This is a genomic window from Achromobacter sp. DMS1, assembly GCF_001270295.1.
On the sequence record NZ_LHSJ01000015.1, the window covers coordinates 16,734 to 30,252 of the forward strand.

Below are 13,519 nucleotides of genomic sequence, written 5' to 3' on the forward strand. Positions count from 1 at the left end.
TCGCCTTAAGTGGAAAGATTCCCTAAAATAGGTTCCATGGACGATCGCGCACGCGCACTATTGAAAGCGTTGATAGAACGCTATATCGCCGATGGGCAGCCTGTCGGCTCGCGCACGCTTTCCAAGGTGTTCGACCTGTCGCCTGCCACCATCCGCAACGTCATGTCGGACCTGGAAGAGCAGGGCCTCATCCACAGCCCGCACACCTCGGCGGGGCGGGTGCCCACGCCGCGCGGCTACCGCATGTTCGTGGACTCGCTGCTCGCTGTGCAGCCTTACCAGTTCGAGCCCCAGAACATCGGCGAGATGCTGCCCGCGGCCGAGCCCACGCGCGCGGTCAATGCCGCCGCCGCGCTGTTGTCCAACCTGACCCAGTTCGCGGGCGTGGTGCTCACGCCCAAGCGTTCGCAGGTGTTCCGCCAGATCGAATTCATCCGCCTGTCCGAAAGGCGGGTGCTGCTCATCATCGTTACGCCCGACGGCGACGTGCAGAACCGCATCCTCTTCGTGCAGCGCGATTATTCCGAGTCCGAGCTGCTGGAGGCGGGCAATTTCTTCAACGTGCACTTCGCGGGCAAGTCCTTCGACGCCGTGCGCCGCACGCTGTCCACCGAACTCGCCCAGCTGCGCGAGGACATCTCCCGCCTGATGCAGGCGGCGGTGGAAGCCAGCGCCGAGACTGCCGAGGACGGCGATGCGGTGGTGATTTCGGGCGAGCGCAAGCTGCTCGACGTGGCCGACATCGCTTCCGACATGGACCGCTTGCGCAAGATGTTCTCGCTGTTCGAGAAAAAGACCGACCTGCTGCAATTGCTGGACGTCTCCAGCCGCGCGCAGGGCGTGCAGATCTACATCGGCGGCGATTCCCAGCTCGTGCCGCTGGACGATGTCTCCGTCATCACCGCGCCCTATGGGGTGGACGGCAAGGTCGTGGGCACGCTGGGGGTCATCGGCCCCACGCGCATGGCCTACGAACGGGTCATCCCCATCGTGGACATCACGGCCCGCCTGCTGTCCAACGCGCTCAGCCACAACCAGTAAATCGTCCAAGCCGGACATCCTCCCGGCGGAGGAAGGGGAGTTTTTGTGTTTCTACGCCTGTTCAAGTACCTGTGGCCGGAACGCTACCTGCCGGAGCCCGCGCAGCAGGATCCGTTCGACGAGGATCCGCCGCCGCGCGCGCCGGGCAGGGCGGGCGTGCTGCTGGTGAACCTGGGCACGCCGGATACGGCGCAGCCCCGGGACATCCGCAAATACCTGGGCGAATTCCTTTCCGACCCGCGCGTCATCGAGATTCCGCGTTATCTCTGGCTGCCCATCCTGCATGGCCTGGTGCTGGCCAGGCGCCCGAAGCGCCTCGCGCCGCGCTATGCCGGCATCTGGATGGACGAGGGCTCTCCGCTCATGGTCTACAGCCGCAGGCAGGCTGAGGGCGTGGCGGCGGCGCTGCGCGAGGCCGGCGTGGATGCCGTGGTCGAGCTGGGCATGCGCTACGGCAACCCTTCCATCGCCGAGGCGATGGAGCGGTTGAAGGCGCAGGGCTGCGAGCGCATCCTGACCATCCCGCTTTATCCCCAGTACGCCGCCAGCACCACGGCCACGGCGGTGGACGCGGTCAGCCGCCATGCCGCGCGGCTGCGCGACCAGCCGGAGCTGCGCTTCGTCAAACGGTTCCACGACGATCCCGTCTACCTGGACGCCCTGGCGGCCCGGATCGAACGCTACTGGGCGGAGCACGGCCGCCCGCAGAAGCTCGTGATGAGTTTCCACGGCCTGCCGCGCTACAGTGTCGAGCTGGGCGACCCCTACTACCGCGACTGCATGGAAACCGCGCGCCTGCTTTCCGAACGGCTGTCGCTGCCCCGCGCCCAGACCGAGGTGACGTTCCAGAGCCGTTTCGGCAGCGCCCGGTGGCTGGAGCCGTACACCGAGCCCACCCTGAAGGCGCTGGCGGCGGAGGGGGTCGAGGAAGTCGATGTGGTTTGTCCGGGATTTGTGGCAGACTGTCTGGAAACGCTGGAAGAAATCAGCCTCGAATGCCGTGACGCCTTCCTGGCGGCGGGCGGCAGACGCTTCCGGTACATTCCGGCCCTGAACGACGATCCGGCCTGGATCCGGGGGCTGGCAGGCCTGGCGGCGCGCCATTTGCAAGGCTGGCCGGGCCTTCATACGGACTTGAAGGAGAAGGCGCATGCATCATGATCCGAAGACCGGCAAGATCGTAAAAAAAGGGACGGTAGCCACGCCCGTGAACGAGGATCTCGTCGAGCACGAGCTGGACGAGGCCCTGGCCGAAACGTTTCCCGCCAGCGATCCGATTGCCATCAACCCCGAGCCCGAGGAAACGGACAAGCAGGTCGATCGCGCCTCGAAAGACAGCTTTCCGGCCAGCGACGCGTCGTCTCCCGCCCAGCCGGGCAAGAAGTAGCGCATTTCCCGTCCCCCGGCAGCGGCCCCGGTTGCGGGGCCGTTCTTTCTTGCGCGCCGCCGGCTGGCGCCCCGGCAGGGGCAGCAAGGGGGAATTTTCGTTTTCCCGGGCTTGAAATAGGGGTATTGGCCCCCATTCATGTCTGCGAAAGCCATTCTTATCCGGAGGATTCCCCAATGACGGCACCCCAAGAGCCTGTAGACCAGACGCCCGAAGCCGGTGGCGACACCGCCTCGTCGCCCGAGGTCCAGGATCCCGTGCAAGCCGAGCTGAAGGAGCTGCGCGCCCAACTGGACGCCGCCCAGGCCACCGTGCAGCAGCAGCAGGACCAGCTGCTGCGGGCCCATGCCGAGGCGGAAAATGTCCGCCGCCGCGCCCAGGAAGAAGTTTCCAAGGCCCGCAAGTTCGGCATCGAGTCGTTTGCCGAAAGCCTCGTCCCGGTCAAGGACAGCCTGGAGGCCGCCCTGGCCCAGGCCGAACAGAGCGTGGAAACCCTGCGCGAGGGGGTGGAAGTCACCCTGAAGCAGCTCGCCGCGGCCTTCGAACGCAACCTGCTGAAGGAAATCGCGCCGGCCCAGGGCGACAAGTTCGATCCGCACCTTCACCAGGCCATTTCGTCCGTGCCGGCCGACCAGCCCGCCAATACGGTGGTGCAGCTGCTGCAAAAGGGCTACGCGATCGCCGACCGCACGCTGCGACCGGCGCTGGTCGTGGTGTCGGCCGGGCAGGCCGACGAAGGCTGATCCCCGGCCCCTACCGGTCCCATTCGTTACAAGGATTCCCGATGAGCGCGCAGGGTTTCGATCCCTCCCAGGTATTCGAAGTGTTCGGCATGCGCCGCGTCGACTCCCAGGGGTTCGACGCCGCCGTGGTGCAGGCGCCCGGCGACGACCTGCGCTGCGTGTTTCTGTGGGGCGAAGATTGCTATAACTGCAATCTTTTCAAGCAGGCGGCCCTCATGCAGCGGGCGGCCTTGCTGGAACTCGGTCTTACGTGGTTCGAGGCGGATGTCTACGCCGACGAGCCGCTGGGGCGGCGCTTTTCGCTGCATGGCGTCCCCACTTTCATGCTGTACCGCGCCGGCAAGCGGCTGGGCCGTATCACCGGCTGGCCCGGCCTGCCGCAGTTCACCGCGGCGATCCGCCGGCTGCAGGAAGCGAAAACGGCGGAAAATTCCGGCGGGGCGTCTTGAAAACCCTGCCGCGGGCCCCAGTTATGGGTAGACGGAATTTTCTTTCTATTTTCACGGATTCAACCAAGGTAACCCACCATGAGCAAAATTATCGGCATTGACCTGGGCACGACCAACAGCTGCGTGGCTGTCATGGACGGTGGCCAGGTCAAGATCATCGAAAATGCGGAAGGCGCCCGCACCACCCCGTCCATTGTTGCCTACATGGACGACGGCGAAACGCTGGTCGGCGCCCCGGCCAAGCGCCAGGCCGTGACCAATCCGAAGAACACCCTCTATGCGGTGAAGCGCCTGATCGGCCGCAAGTTCGACGAAAAAGCGGTGCAGAAGGACATCGACCTGATGCCCTACAGCATCGTCAAGGCCGACAACGGCGATGCCTGGGTGGAAGTGCGCGGCAAGAAGATGGCGCCTCCCCAAGTGTCGGCCGACGTGCTGCGCAAGATGAAGAAAACCGCCGAGGACTACCTGGGCGAGGAGGTGACCGAGGCCGTCATCACCGTGCCCGCGTACTTCAACGACAGCCAGCGCCAGGCCACCAAGGACGCCGGCCGCATCGCCGGCCTGGAAGTCAAGCGCATCATCAACGAGCCGACCGCGGCCGCGCTGGCCTTCGGCCTGGACAAGTCCGACAAGGGCGACCGCAAGATCGCGGTATATGACTTGGGCGGCGGCACGTTCGACGTGTCCATCATCGAGATCGCCGACGTGGACGGCGAGAAGCAGTTCGAAGTGCTGTCGACCAACGGCGACACCTTCCTGGGCGGCGAAGACTTCGACCAGCGCATCATCGACTACATCATCGCCGAGTTCAAGAAAGAACAGGGCGTGGACCTGTCCAAGGACGTGCTGGCCCTGCAGCGCCTGAAGGAAGCCGCCGAGAAGGCCAAGATCGAGCTGTCCTCCAGCCAGCAGACCGAGATCAACCTGCCGTACATCACGGCCGACGCGTCCGGTCCCAAGCACCTGAACCTGAAGATCACGCGCGCCAAGCTGGAAGCCCTGGTCGAAGACCTGATCGAGCGCACCATCGAGCCGTGCCGCGTGGCCATCAAGGACGCCGGCGTGAAGGTTTCCGACATCGACGACGTGATCCTGGTGGGCGGCATGACCCGCATGCCCAAGGTCCAGGAAAAGGTGAAGGAGTTCTTCGGCAAGGATCCGCGCAAGGACGTGAACCCCGACGAGGCCGTCGCCGCCGGCGCCGCCATCCAGGGTTCCGTGCTGTCGGGCGACCGCAAGGACGTGCTGCTGCTGGACGTCACCCCGCTCTCCCTGGGCATTGAAACCCTGGGCGGCGTGATGACCAAGATGATCCAGAAGAACACGACCATCCCGACCCGGTTCTCGCAGACCTTCTCCACTGCCGACGACAACCAGCCGGCCGTGACGATCAAGGTGTTCCAGGGCGAGCGCGAAATCGCCGCGGGCAACAAGGCCCTGGGCGAGTTCAACCTCGAGGGCATCCCGCCGTCGCCGCGCGGCGTGCCGCAGATCGAGGTCACGTTCGACATCGACGCCAACGGCATCCTGCACGTGTCGGCCAAGGACAAGGGCACCGGCAAGGAAAACAAGATCACCATCAAGGCCAACTCCGGCCTGTCGGAAGAAGAGATCCAGCGCATGGTGAAGGACGCCGAGGCCAACGCCGCGGAAGACCATCGCCTGGCCGAGCTGGCCCAGTCGCGCAACCAGGCCGACGCGCTGGTGCACGCCACCCGCAAGTCGCTGACCGAATACGGCGACAAGCTCGAGGCTTCCGAAAAGGAAAGCATCGAGGCCGCCATCAAGTCCCTGGAGGAAACGCTCAAGGACGGCGACAAGGCGGCGATCGACGCCAAGGTCGAGGCCCTGTCGGCCGCTTCGCAGAAGCTCGGCGAGAAGATGTATGCCGACATGCAGGCGCAGCAGGCCGCCAGCCAGCAGCAGGCCGCCGACAATGCGAAGCCGGTGGACGACAACGTGGTCGATGCCGACTTCAAGGAAGTCAAGCGCGACCAATAATGGCCGCCTCCTGACCTTCCTCTGCCGCCCGGTAACCGGATTTTCCGGCTACCGGGCGGGCTCATTCTGCAGCACTGAAAAGAAGGCTCGTTGCCGAGCCCACCGATCATGGCAAAACGCGACTATTACGACGTCCTGGGCGTGGCGAAAAACGCCTCGGATGACGAACTGAAGAAGGCCTATCGAAAGCTGGCCATGAAGTATCATCCGGACCGCAATCCGGACAGCAAAGAGGCCGAAGAGAAATTCAAGGAAGCCAAGGAAGCCTACGAGGTCCTGGGCGACGAGCAGAAGCGCGCGGCCTATGACCGCTACGGCCACGCCGGCGTGGATCCCAATGCGGCGGGTATGGGCGGCGGCATGGGCGGCGGTTTCGCCGATGCCTTCGGCGACATCTTCGGCGAGATCTTCGGCGGCGGCCGCCGTGGCGGCGGCCCCCAGGTTTATCGCGGCGCCGACCTGAAGTACGCGCTCGAAATCACGCTGGAACAAGCGGCCGCCGGCTTCGACACCGAGATCCGCGTGCCGAGCTGGGAAAACTGCGACACCTGCCACGGCTCGGGCGCCAAGCCCGGCACCTCGCCCAAGACCTGCCGCACCTGCGGCGGCTCGGGCGCGGTGCGCATGCAGCAGGGATTCTTCAGCGTGCAGCAGACCTGCCCCACCTGCCACGGCAACGGCAAGGAAATCACGGATCCGTGCCCCGCCTGCGACGGCGTGGGCCGCACTCGCCGCAACAAGACCCTGCAGGTCAAGATTCCGGCCGGCATCGACGACGGCATGCGCATCCGCTCCAGTGGCAACGGCGAGCCCGGCATCAACGGCGGGCCTCCGGGCGACCTGTATGTGGAAATCCACATCAAGCCGCACAAGATCTTCCAGCGCGACGGCGACGATCTCCATTGCGAGCTGACCATTCCGTTCACCACGGCAGCTCTGGGCGGCGAACTGCAGGTGCCGACGCTGGGCGGCAAGGCGGAGATCTCCATTCCCGAAGGCACCCAGTCCGGCAAGACCTTCCGCCTGCGCGGCAAGGGCATCCGCGGCGTGCGGGGCAGCTATCCGGGCGATCTCTACTGCCACGTCGTCGTGGAAACCCCGGTGCGGCTGAGCGAGGAACAGAAGAACATTCTGCGCCAGTTCGAGGCCTCCCTGAACGACGGCGGCGACCGCCATTCGCCGCAAAGCAAGTCCTGGACCGACCGGGTGAAGGAATTCTTTAGCTGATCGTTGCTTCACAAAAACGAACCGCGGCGCAGGCCGCGGTTTTTTTTGGATGAGCGGAAAGAGCCGGCGGGAAACGGGCGATTGCACTGGCGGGCCCGCGCAGGCAGCTCCGCGCGACGCCTGACGTGCGGGCTTGCCGCCGCCCGGGAGGGCGCTCTTGTTGCGGGGAGGGTCGGCGGCTCGCAAAAAAAACCGCGGCTTGCGCCGCGGAGGTGCTGCAGGTTGCCGCTGTGGCCGGAAAAAACCGGCCCCAGGCCATGATGCCGCCTGAGGCCGGCCGGGCTACAGCAAGCAGCTCACCGGGAGATCGGCGGATATTCGAGTTCGCCGAAAGTGTATTGGCCGCTGGCCTTGGCCTGGGCCAGTTCGGCCCGGACGTCGGCGCTCGACTTGGCGCTGGCCGCGGCGGCCACCACGGGCGGGTATTGCAGTTCGCCGAAGGTGTACTGGCCGCTGGCCTTGGCCTGCTGGAGCTGGGCCCGGACTTCCTGCGAGCCCAGGCCGGTGTTCTGGGCGATGGCGGGCGGGTAGTCGAGCTCGCCAAACGTGTATTGGCCGTTGGCCTTGGCCTGTTGCAGCTCGGCAGCCACCTGGGCGCTGGTCTTGGGTTGGCCGAGATCGGCGGCCTGGGCGGCGCCGGCAAGGGCCAGCGACATCAGTAGGGCGGTAGCAAGGGTTTTCATGATGGACCTCCAATTGTTGATGATGGGAAACGTATCCAGCGGTCTGGCCCGATGGCCGGCGCTTGCGCGCTCTGTGCCCCGGGGGCGGTGCCGTGGTTCGTTTTCTTGTTCCCGATGAACGTATTGTGGTCCAGCAGCGAGTCAGGATAAACCCGTATTTATCGAAATGATTTTTCCAAAATCATGGCTAATTAATCTTATTAATGGCGTATATCCCGTATTCATGTGAAGTGAGCGCCGACGCCATGGCGCGGCGCGGGCGGCAGGGCGCGGGACATATCAGCCCCCGCTTGAATACGGCGGGGCTGCCGAGTGGGGACGAGGGGGCGGCCCGGGTTTGAAGACGCAGAGTAGTAGACGAATCGCAGATGAATCGCAGACGCATCGCAGGCGCGCCGCGGACGAACCGCGGCCGGAAGAAACCGTCATGAAGCGGTGTACTGAAAGCGCCGCCTTGAGGCGATGGCCTCATGGCGGCGGCTCGCAGGGGCGGTGGCTTCAAATCAAGGGGCGGCCTTTTCCTTCTTGAAGTCGCCCGCCACGGCGGTGCTGAACGCGTCGGGGCGCAGGTACTTGCGCATGGCCGCGTTGACGGCTTGCGGAGTCAGCGCGGAGATTTTCTTGTCCATGTCGGCCGACCATGCGAACGTGCGGCCGAGCTGGAGGTAATCCAGCCACGCGCCGGCGAGCACGTCGTCCTGGGCGCGGGCCAGGTTGCGGTAATTGAGCAGCGCCGTGATGCCGTCGGAGACTTCCTTGTCGGAGAAGCCGTCCTTGACCGCGCGGGCGATTTCCTCGCTGATGGCTTTTTCAAGCCGCTCGCGGTTCTGGGGCGCGTAGATGGCGTAGAGGCTCCAGCTCGCGGTGGGCTCGAACGACGAGACCGACAGCGAGCTGCGCACGTTGTACGAGAGGCCTTCCTGCTCGCGCACGCGGTTCCAGAGGCGCGAAGTTTCCGAGGCGCCCAGCAGATAGTTGGCGAGATACAGCGCGGGGTAGTCGGGGTCCGTGTCCTGCAGCTTGAGCGGCAGGCGCGAGAGATAGAACGCGTTGGCCTTGTCGGGCGTTTCGATGTCGAAACGCTTGGGCGGGACGTCGCGATAGGGATCGCTCACGCGGGTGTAGGCCGGCGCACGCTTCCATCCGGCCAGGCCCTTCTTGACCGCGGCTTCCACGGCCTCGGGCTGGAAGTCGCCCACGGCGGTGTATTCGATCTTGCCGGCGCCGTAGAAACGGCTGTGGAATTTCAGCAGGTTGTCGCGCCCGAGGGCGCGCACGTCGGCCAGCGCCTCTTCGAAGCTGGGCACGTAGCGCACGTCGTCGGCGGGCCAGGGATTGTTCTGGCGCGCCAGCGCGCGCGAGGCCAGCGCCGTCGGCTCCGTCATGGCGTTCCGGATGGAGGTTTCCAACTGGCGCTGGTATTCCTCGAGCTGCGCTTGCGGGAAACTGGCGTTGCGCACGATGTCCAGCGCGAGCGCGGTGAGCTCGGGCAGGTTCTCGCCCTTGGTCGACATGGCGACCTTCAGCGTGGTGCCGCCGCCGCTGAAGCCGAGTTCGGCCTGCAGCTTGTCGAGACGGTCCTGGATGTCCTGGCGCGTGAGCTTGGCGGTGCCGCGCATGAGCAGGTCGGCCACCGCGGCGGCGTTCACGCGCTGCCCGCGCAGGTCTTCGGCGTTGCCGAACTGGATGAGCATCTGGGCCTGCACGCGCTGCCCGCGGGTGGCCTTGGGCAGCAGGGCAAGCTCGACCGGGCCGTTGGGCAGCTCGAGGGTCTTGCGCTGCGTCAGCTTGTCGATGTTGGCGGGGGTGGGATCGAAGGCGGTGGCCGGCTTGAAGCCGGGGTCGCCTTTGTAGTTCTTGAAGACCTCGGTCAGGTCCACGCGCTGCGCCAGCGGGGCGCGCTCAGGCTTCTCGGTGGGGATGTACCGGCCCTCGATGCGGTTGCTGCGCACGAGATAGGCCGTGGCGGCCTTTTGGACCTCGTCGAGCGTGGCCTTGCGGGCGCGGTCGCGCTGCAGGAAGAACAGGCGCCAGTCGCCGGCGGCGATGGCCTCGGAAAGCGCCACGCCCACCTGTTCGGGGTCGCTGTAGGTCTGCTCCCAGGCGGTGAGCCATTTGCTGCGCGCGCGCTCGAGCTCCTGCTGGGTGAAGGGCTTCTTGCCCACGGATTCGAGCGTGCTGGTCAGCGTGGCGAGCGCCGTGTCGGGGTTCTTGCCCGGCGCGAGCTGGGCGCCGAACATGACCAGGCCGGGGTCGAGCTGCTCCATGGTGAACCCGAACACGCCGGAGGCCTGCTTGGTGGGCACGAGCGCGTGGTACAGGCGGCCGGAAGGCGTGTCGGCCAGGATGGTGGTGGCCAGGTCGAACGGCACGAAGTCGGGGCTGCCGGCCGCCGGGATGTGGTACATGGCCGCCGCCAGCGGCGTGCCGCCGACGCGGCGCAACGTGACCGAACGCTCGCCGTCCTGCACGGGCTCGACCGTGTATTCGCGCGGAAGCTTGCGTTCGGGCCTGGGCAGCTTGCCCAGCGTGGCGGCGATGTCGGCCAGCGTGGCCTGCGGATCGAACTTGCCCGCCACGATCAGCACGGCGTTGTCGGGCTGGTAGTACTGATGATAGAAGGCGCGCAGTTGCCCGATGTCCACGTTTTCGACGTCGGAGCGCGCGCCGATGGTGTTCTTGCCGTAGCTGTGCCACTGGTAGGCCGCCGACTGCATCTTCTGCATGAGGATGCGGAACGGGCTGTTCTCGCCGCTTTCCATCTCGTTGCGCACGACCGTCATTTCGGAATCGAGGTCTTCCTTGGCGATCAGCGAGTTCACCATGGCGTCGGCCTGCCAGCCCAGGTACCACTTGAGGGTGTCGGGGTTGGCGGCGAAGCTGGCGAAGTAGTTGGTGCGGTCGCTGGACGTGGAGCCGTTGGCCTGCAGCCCGCGGCGCGAGAACTCGCCCATGGCGTTGCGGGTGGTGGACGTGCCCTTGAACAGCATGTGCTCGAGCAGGTGCGCCATGCCGGTCTGGCCGTAGTTCTCGTTGCGCGAGCCCACGAGGTAGGTCATGTTGACCGTGGTGGAGGGCTTGGAGTCGTCGGGCGCGAGAAGCACGCGCAGGCCGTTGCTGAGGCGGTATTCGGTGATGCCTTCGATCGAGGCGGCTTCGGAAACGCCCGCGGGCAGGCTGGCGGCCCCCGCCTGGAAGGCGAGGAAGGACGAAAACAGCAGCAGGCCCACCGGGCGCGGCAGCTTCGACAAGGACAAGCGCATGGCAGATCATTCCTTAGGCATGGCAGAATCCGTTGGAGTGTATACGCTGCCGATGGTTCAAGCGGCGAGCCGTTCTGCGGAATCCGTCCTATGTCTTCCCTGCCCCTCGCCATCGAGACCCCGCGCCTGGTGCTGCGCCAGTGGCGAGCCGCCGATCGCGCCCCGTTTGCCGAACTCAACGCCGACCCGCGCGTCATGGCCTGCCTGCTGCCGCTGTCGCGGGCGGAAAGCGACGCGCTGGCCGACCGCCTGGCGGCCGGTATCGACGAATACGGCTGGGGATGCTGGGCCGTGGAGGCGCCCGGCGTGGCGCCGTTCGTCGGTTTCGTGGGCATCAAGCCTCTGGCCGGGGCGTTTCCTTTCGCGCCCGCGGTCGAGGCCGCCTGGCGGCTGGCCCATCGCCACTGGGGCAAGGGCTACGCGCTGGAGGCGGCGCGGGCCGCGCTGCGGGTGGGTTTCGAGCAGGTCGGCCTGCCCGAGATCGTGGCCATGACCGTCCCGGCCAACACGCGCTCGCGCGCGGTCATGCGCCGGCTCGGCATGCACCAGGATGCGCAGGAGTTCGATCATCCCGGCGTGCCGGACGGCCATCCGCTCAGGCGCCACGTGCTCTACCGCCTGGGCCGCGACGACTGGCGCGCCCGCTGCGCCAGGCCCGCGCCGGCCGACGAGGCGCCCGTGCCGGCCGCCTGAGGCCGGCCGGTTTGTTGCGATGCGGTATCCGCGGGCGTGACGCGGCGATTTGAGGCGGCCTCGGCCGCGGGTGTACGATTTCACGCATGTAGCACACGTTGCCGACGGGACGCGCGGCAGCCCGGCTACAGGCTTCCCGTCCAACGCCGACCCCGCCTCGCCCCGGGCGCCGCGCCGGCGCTTGTCGTTCGCGCCTTCGCCGCCGGCCTTCCGCCGGCGCACTTTCCGGAGGAACGACCCATGCTGACCGAGATCGTCACGCGCGCACTGTCCCAGCTCACCGGCACCCCTCTCACCGGTGAGGGCATCAAGGGGCAATTCCAGTACGCCTATGCCAGCGATGACGGCCAATTCGTAGCCATACTCGCCCACGACATGACCACCTATGTGGTGGATCTGAACAGCCGGCGCTATTTCGCCGAATGCGGCGGCTCGCCCTGCGGCTTCGCCGGCCACGTGCTCGAGATGGAGGGCGCGGCCGCGCGGCGCCATCCCTGGCCGGCGGCCAATGACCTGTTCGACCTGGACATGGACGCCGACGAGCTGTCCTGGCACGAGTGCCCGGGGCCGGCGGCCATCGCCAGGCCGCGGGCGCAGGGCAGGGCCGCCTGAGAGGCATCAGGCGGCCGCCGCGCCCTCGCGGGACACGGCATGAAACAGCGCGGCCAGCGCCTCCAGCGCGTCCGCCTCGTCCCGCGCGGCGGGCCGGGGGCCCTGGAGATAGGCGAACCGGGTGCGATGAATGCCCATGGCGGCGAGCGCCCGGCCCAGATAGGGAGTGAGAAAGTCCGGCTGCCGCGCGTCTTCGCCGGCGCAGCGGCTGCCGGCGCGCACCAGCACCAGCGTGGGCCGGTCGGCCAGCAGCCCGGCCTTTCCGTGCGGCGTGGACGTCATGGTGCGGCCCATGCGCAGCACATGGTCTATCCACAGCTTCAGCGCGGCCGGGACCGTGAAGTTGTGCATGGGCGTGCAGATCAGCAGGCCATTGCAGTCTTCCAGTTCGCGGATCAGGCGCTCCGACTCCGCGAACACGGCGGCGTCGCGCGGCGCGCCGCCGGTGATGGCGCGCGCATACGCCGCGGAGATGGGCGGAGGCGGATCCTGGGCCAGGCTGCGGCTGACGATGCGTATGCCCGGATGGCGCCGCTGCAGGGCCGCCATGGCCGATGCGGCCAGGCGCGCGCTTCGCGAGGCATGGCCGTGCGGGCTGGATTCGAGAAACAGCAGGGATTTCATGGCCTAACCCGCCCGCAGCGCCTGGCGGAAATGCAGTCCCATGGCGAGCAGGCCCTGCCGGAAATAGAAGCGCTGCGCCAGCGCGTTGCCCAGGCCGGTGTCGAGCACCAGGAAGGCGCAGTCGTGCCGCCGGGCTTCTTCGCGCACGGCATCGACGAGGCGGGCGCCCAGGCCCTGCGAGCGCGAACCTTCCATGGCGACCAGATCGTCCACGTAGAGAAACCGGCCGTATATCAGGTTCTCCTGCAGGCGGTAGCCGGCCAGGCCCTCCACGCGTCCCTCGCGCCAGGCGGCGAGCAAGCGGTAGCCCTGTTCCGTCTGGCGCGCGACCTGCGCGGCGAACGCGGCGGCGCTTTCCAGGTGGGGCCGCAGCGACCGCATGACCTCGAAGCAGGCCAGCAGGTCGGGTCCGGTGTGGACATGGCTGAGAGTGATGGGATGCAAGATGATCTCCTTGTCGCGCAGCCTTCACTCTAAGAAAATCATGCCCTATGCCACAGAGGCAAGTTTTGACGAGTTGAATGGGCCATGGCCATGGACCTGCGCCATCTGCGGCCCGACCGGAACCACGGCGGGCCGATCTACCTGCAGTTGTACCGCCGCTACCGCGACGCGATCGCGGCGGGCAAGCTGCGCCCGGGCGATCGCGTGCCGGCCGTGCGCAGCCTGGCCAGCGAGCTGAATCTCGCGCGCGGCACCGTGGAGCTGGCCTACCAGATGCTGGCGAGCGAAGGCTATCTGCTGGCGCGGGGCCCGGCCGGCACGTTCGTGTCGCCGGGACTGGAGCCCCTGG

General features: G+C 66.8%; 14 protein-coding genes. 10 read left to right on the plus strand and 4 right to left on the minus strand.

All coding sequences use genetic code 11. The features are described 5' to 3' along the window. Positions 1–36: 36 nt before the first annotated feature. The 7 genes from hrcA to dnaJ all read left to right on the plus strand — a co-directional run bounded on the left by hrcA (position 37) and on the right by dnaJ (position 6,851). A complete protein-coding gene (hrcA, locus tag AD428_RS03250; protein WP_053244168.1) occupies positions 37–1,041 on the plus strand; it encodes a heat-inducible transcriptional repressor HrcA in 1,005 nt (334 codons plus the stop codon). A 45-nt stretch (positions 1,042–1,086) separates the two neighbouring features. Next, complete coding sequence (gene hemH, locus AD428_RS03255; RefSeq protein ID WP_053244169.1) at positions 1,087–2,202, plus strand: ferrochelatase; 1,116 nt, start codon at positions 1,087–1,089, stop codon at positions 2,200–2,202. Continuing rightward, positions 2,192–2,428: a hypothetical protein gene (locus tag AD428_RS03260; RefSeq protein ID WP_053244170.1), complete on the plus strand. Its 237-nt coding sequence runs from the start codon at positions 2,192–2,194 to the stop codon at positions 2,426–2,428. Before hemH ends, AD428_RS03260 begins: the two co-directional genes overlap by 11 nt. A gap of 176 nt (positions 2,429–2,604) precedes the next feature. After that, positions 2,605–3,171 (plus strand): nucleotide exchange factor GrpE, encoded by a 567-nt coding sequence (grpE, locus tag AD428_RS03265; protein WP_053244171.1) that lies wholly within the window; start codon positions 2,605–2,607, stop codon positions 3,169–3,171. Positions 3,172–3,212: 41 nt separating this feature from the next. After that, positions 3,213–3,620, plus strand: coding sequence for a thioredoxin family protein (locus AD428_RS03270; protein WP_053244172.1), 408 nt, complete (start codon positions 3,213–3,215; stop codon positions 3,618–3,620). A gap of 78 nt (positions 3,621–3,698) precedes the next feature. Beyond that, positions 3,699–5,624: a molecular chaperone DnaK gene (dnaK, locus tag AD428_RS03275; RefSeq protein ID WP_053244173.1), complete on the plus strand. Its 1,926-nt coding sequence runs from the start codon at positions 3,699–3,701 to the stop codon at positions 5,622–5,624. Positions 5,625–5,732: 108 nt separating this feature from the next. Then, positions 5,733–6,851, plus strand: coding sequence for a molecular chaperone DnaJ (gene dnaJ / locus AD428_RS03280; protein ID WP_053244174.1), 1,119 nt, complete (start codon positions 5,733–5,735; stop codon positions 6,849–6,851). Positions 6,852–7,147: 296 nt separating this feature from the next. Here the strand turns inward: dnaJ and AD428_RS03285 are convergent, their stop codons facing one another. Both AD428_RS03285 and AD428_RS03290 read right to left on the minus strand, forming a co-directional pair. Then, a complete protein-coding gene (locus AD428_RS03285; RefSeq protein ID WP_053244175.1) occupies positions 7,148–7,534 on the minus strand; it encodes a DUF4148 domain-containing protein in 387 nt (128 codons plus the stop codon). Between the two features lie 503 nt (positions 7,535–8,037). Beyond that, on the minus strand, positions 8,038–10,797 hold the full coding sequence (locus AD428_RS03290; protein ID WP_053244176.1) for a M16 family metallopeptidase: 2,760 nt from the start codon (positions 10,795–10,797) through the stop codon (positions 8,038–8,040). A 90-nt stretch (positions 10,798–10,887) separates the two neighbouring features. Between AD428_RS03290 and AD428_RS03295 the strand changes: the two genes are divergently transcribed. Continuing rightward, positions 10,888–11,490, plus strand: a complete 603-nt coding sequence (locus AD428_RS03295) for a GNAT family N-acetyltransferase (protein WP_053244177.1) — start codon at positions 10,888–10,890, stop codon at positions 11,488–11,490. Between the two features lie 240 nt (positions 11,491–11,730). Beyond that, complete coding sequence (locus AD428_RS03300) at positions 11,731–12,102, plus strand: hypothetical protein (RefSeq protein ID WP_053244178.1); 372 nt, start codon at positions 11,731–11,733, stop codon at positions 12,100–12,102. A gap of 6 nt (positions 12,103–12,108) precedes the next feature. On the opposite strand, the gene AD428_RS03305 is transcribed toward AD428_RS03300, so the two are convergent. Together AD428_RS03305 and AD428_RS03310 are read right to left on the minus strand one after the other, a co-directional pair. Beyond that, positions 12,109–12,726, minus strand: a complete 618-nt coding sequence (locus AD428_RS03305) for an FMN-dependent NADH-azoreductase (protein ID WP_053244179.1) — start codon at positions 12,724–12,726, stop codon at positions 12,109–12,111. A gap of 3 nt (positions 12,727–12,729) precedes the next feature. Beyond that, on the minus strand, positions 12,730–13,170 hold the full coding sequence (locus AD428_RS03310; RefSeq protein WP_053244180.1) for a GNAT family N-acetyltransferase: 441 nt from the start codon (positions 13,168–13,170) through the stop codon (positions 12,730–12,732). 90 nt (positions 13,171–13,260) lie between these two features. Here AD428_RS03310 and AD428_RS03315 point away from each other — a divergent pair. Beyond that, positions 13,261–13,519 (plus strand): GntR family transcriptional regulator (locus tag AD428_RS03315; protein ID WP_152967973.1); only part of this gene is annotated, 259 nt, incomplete at its 3' end.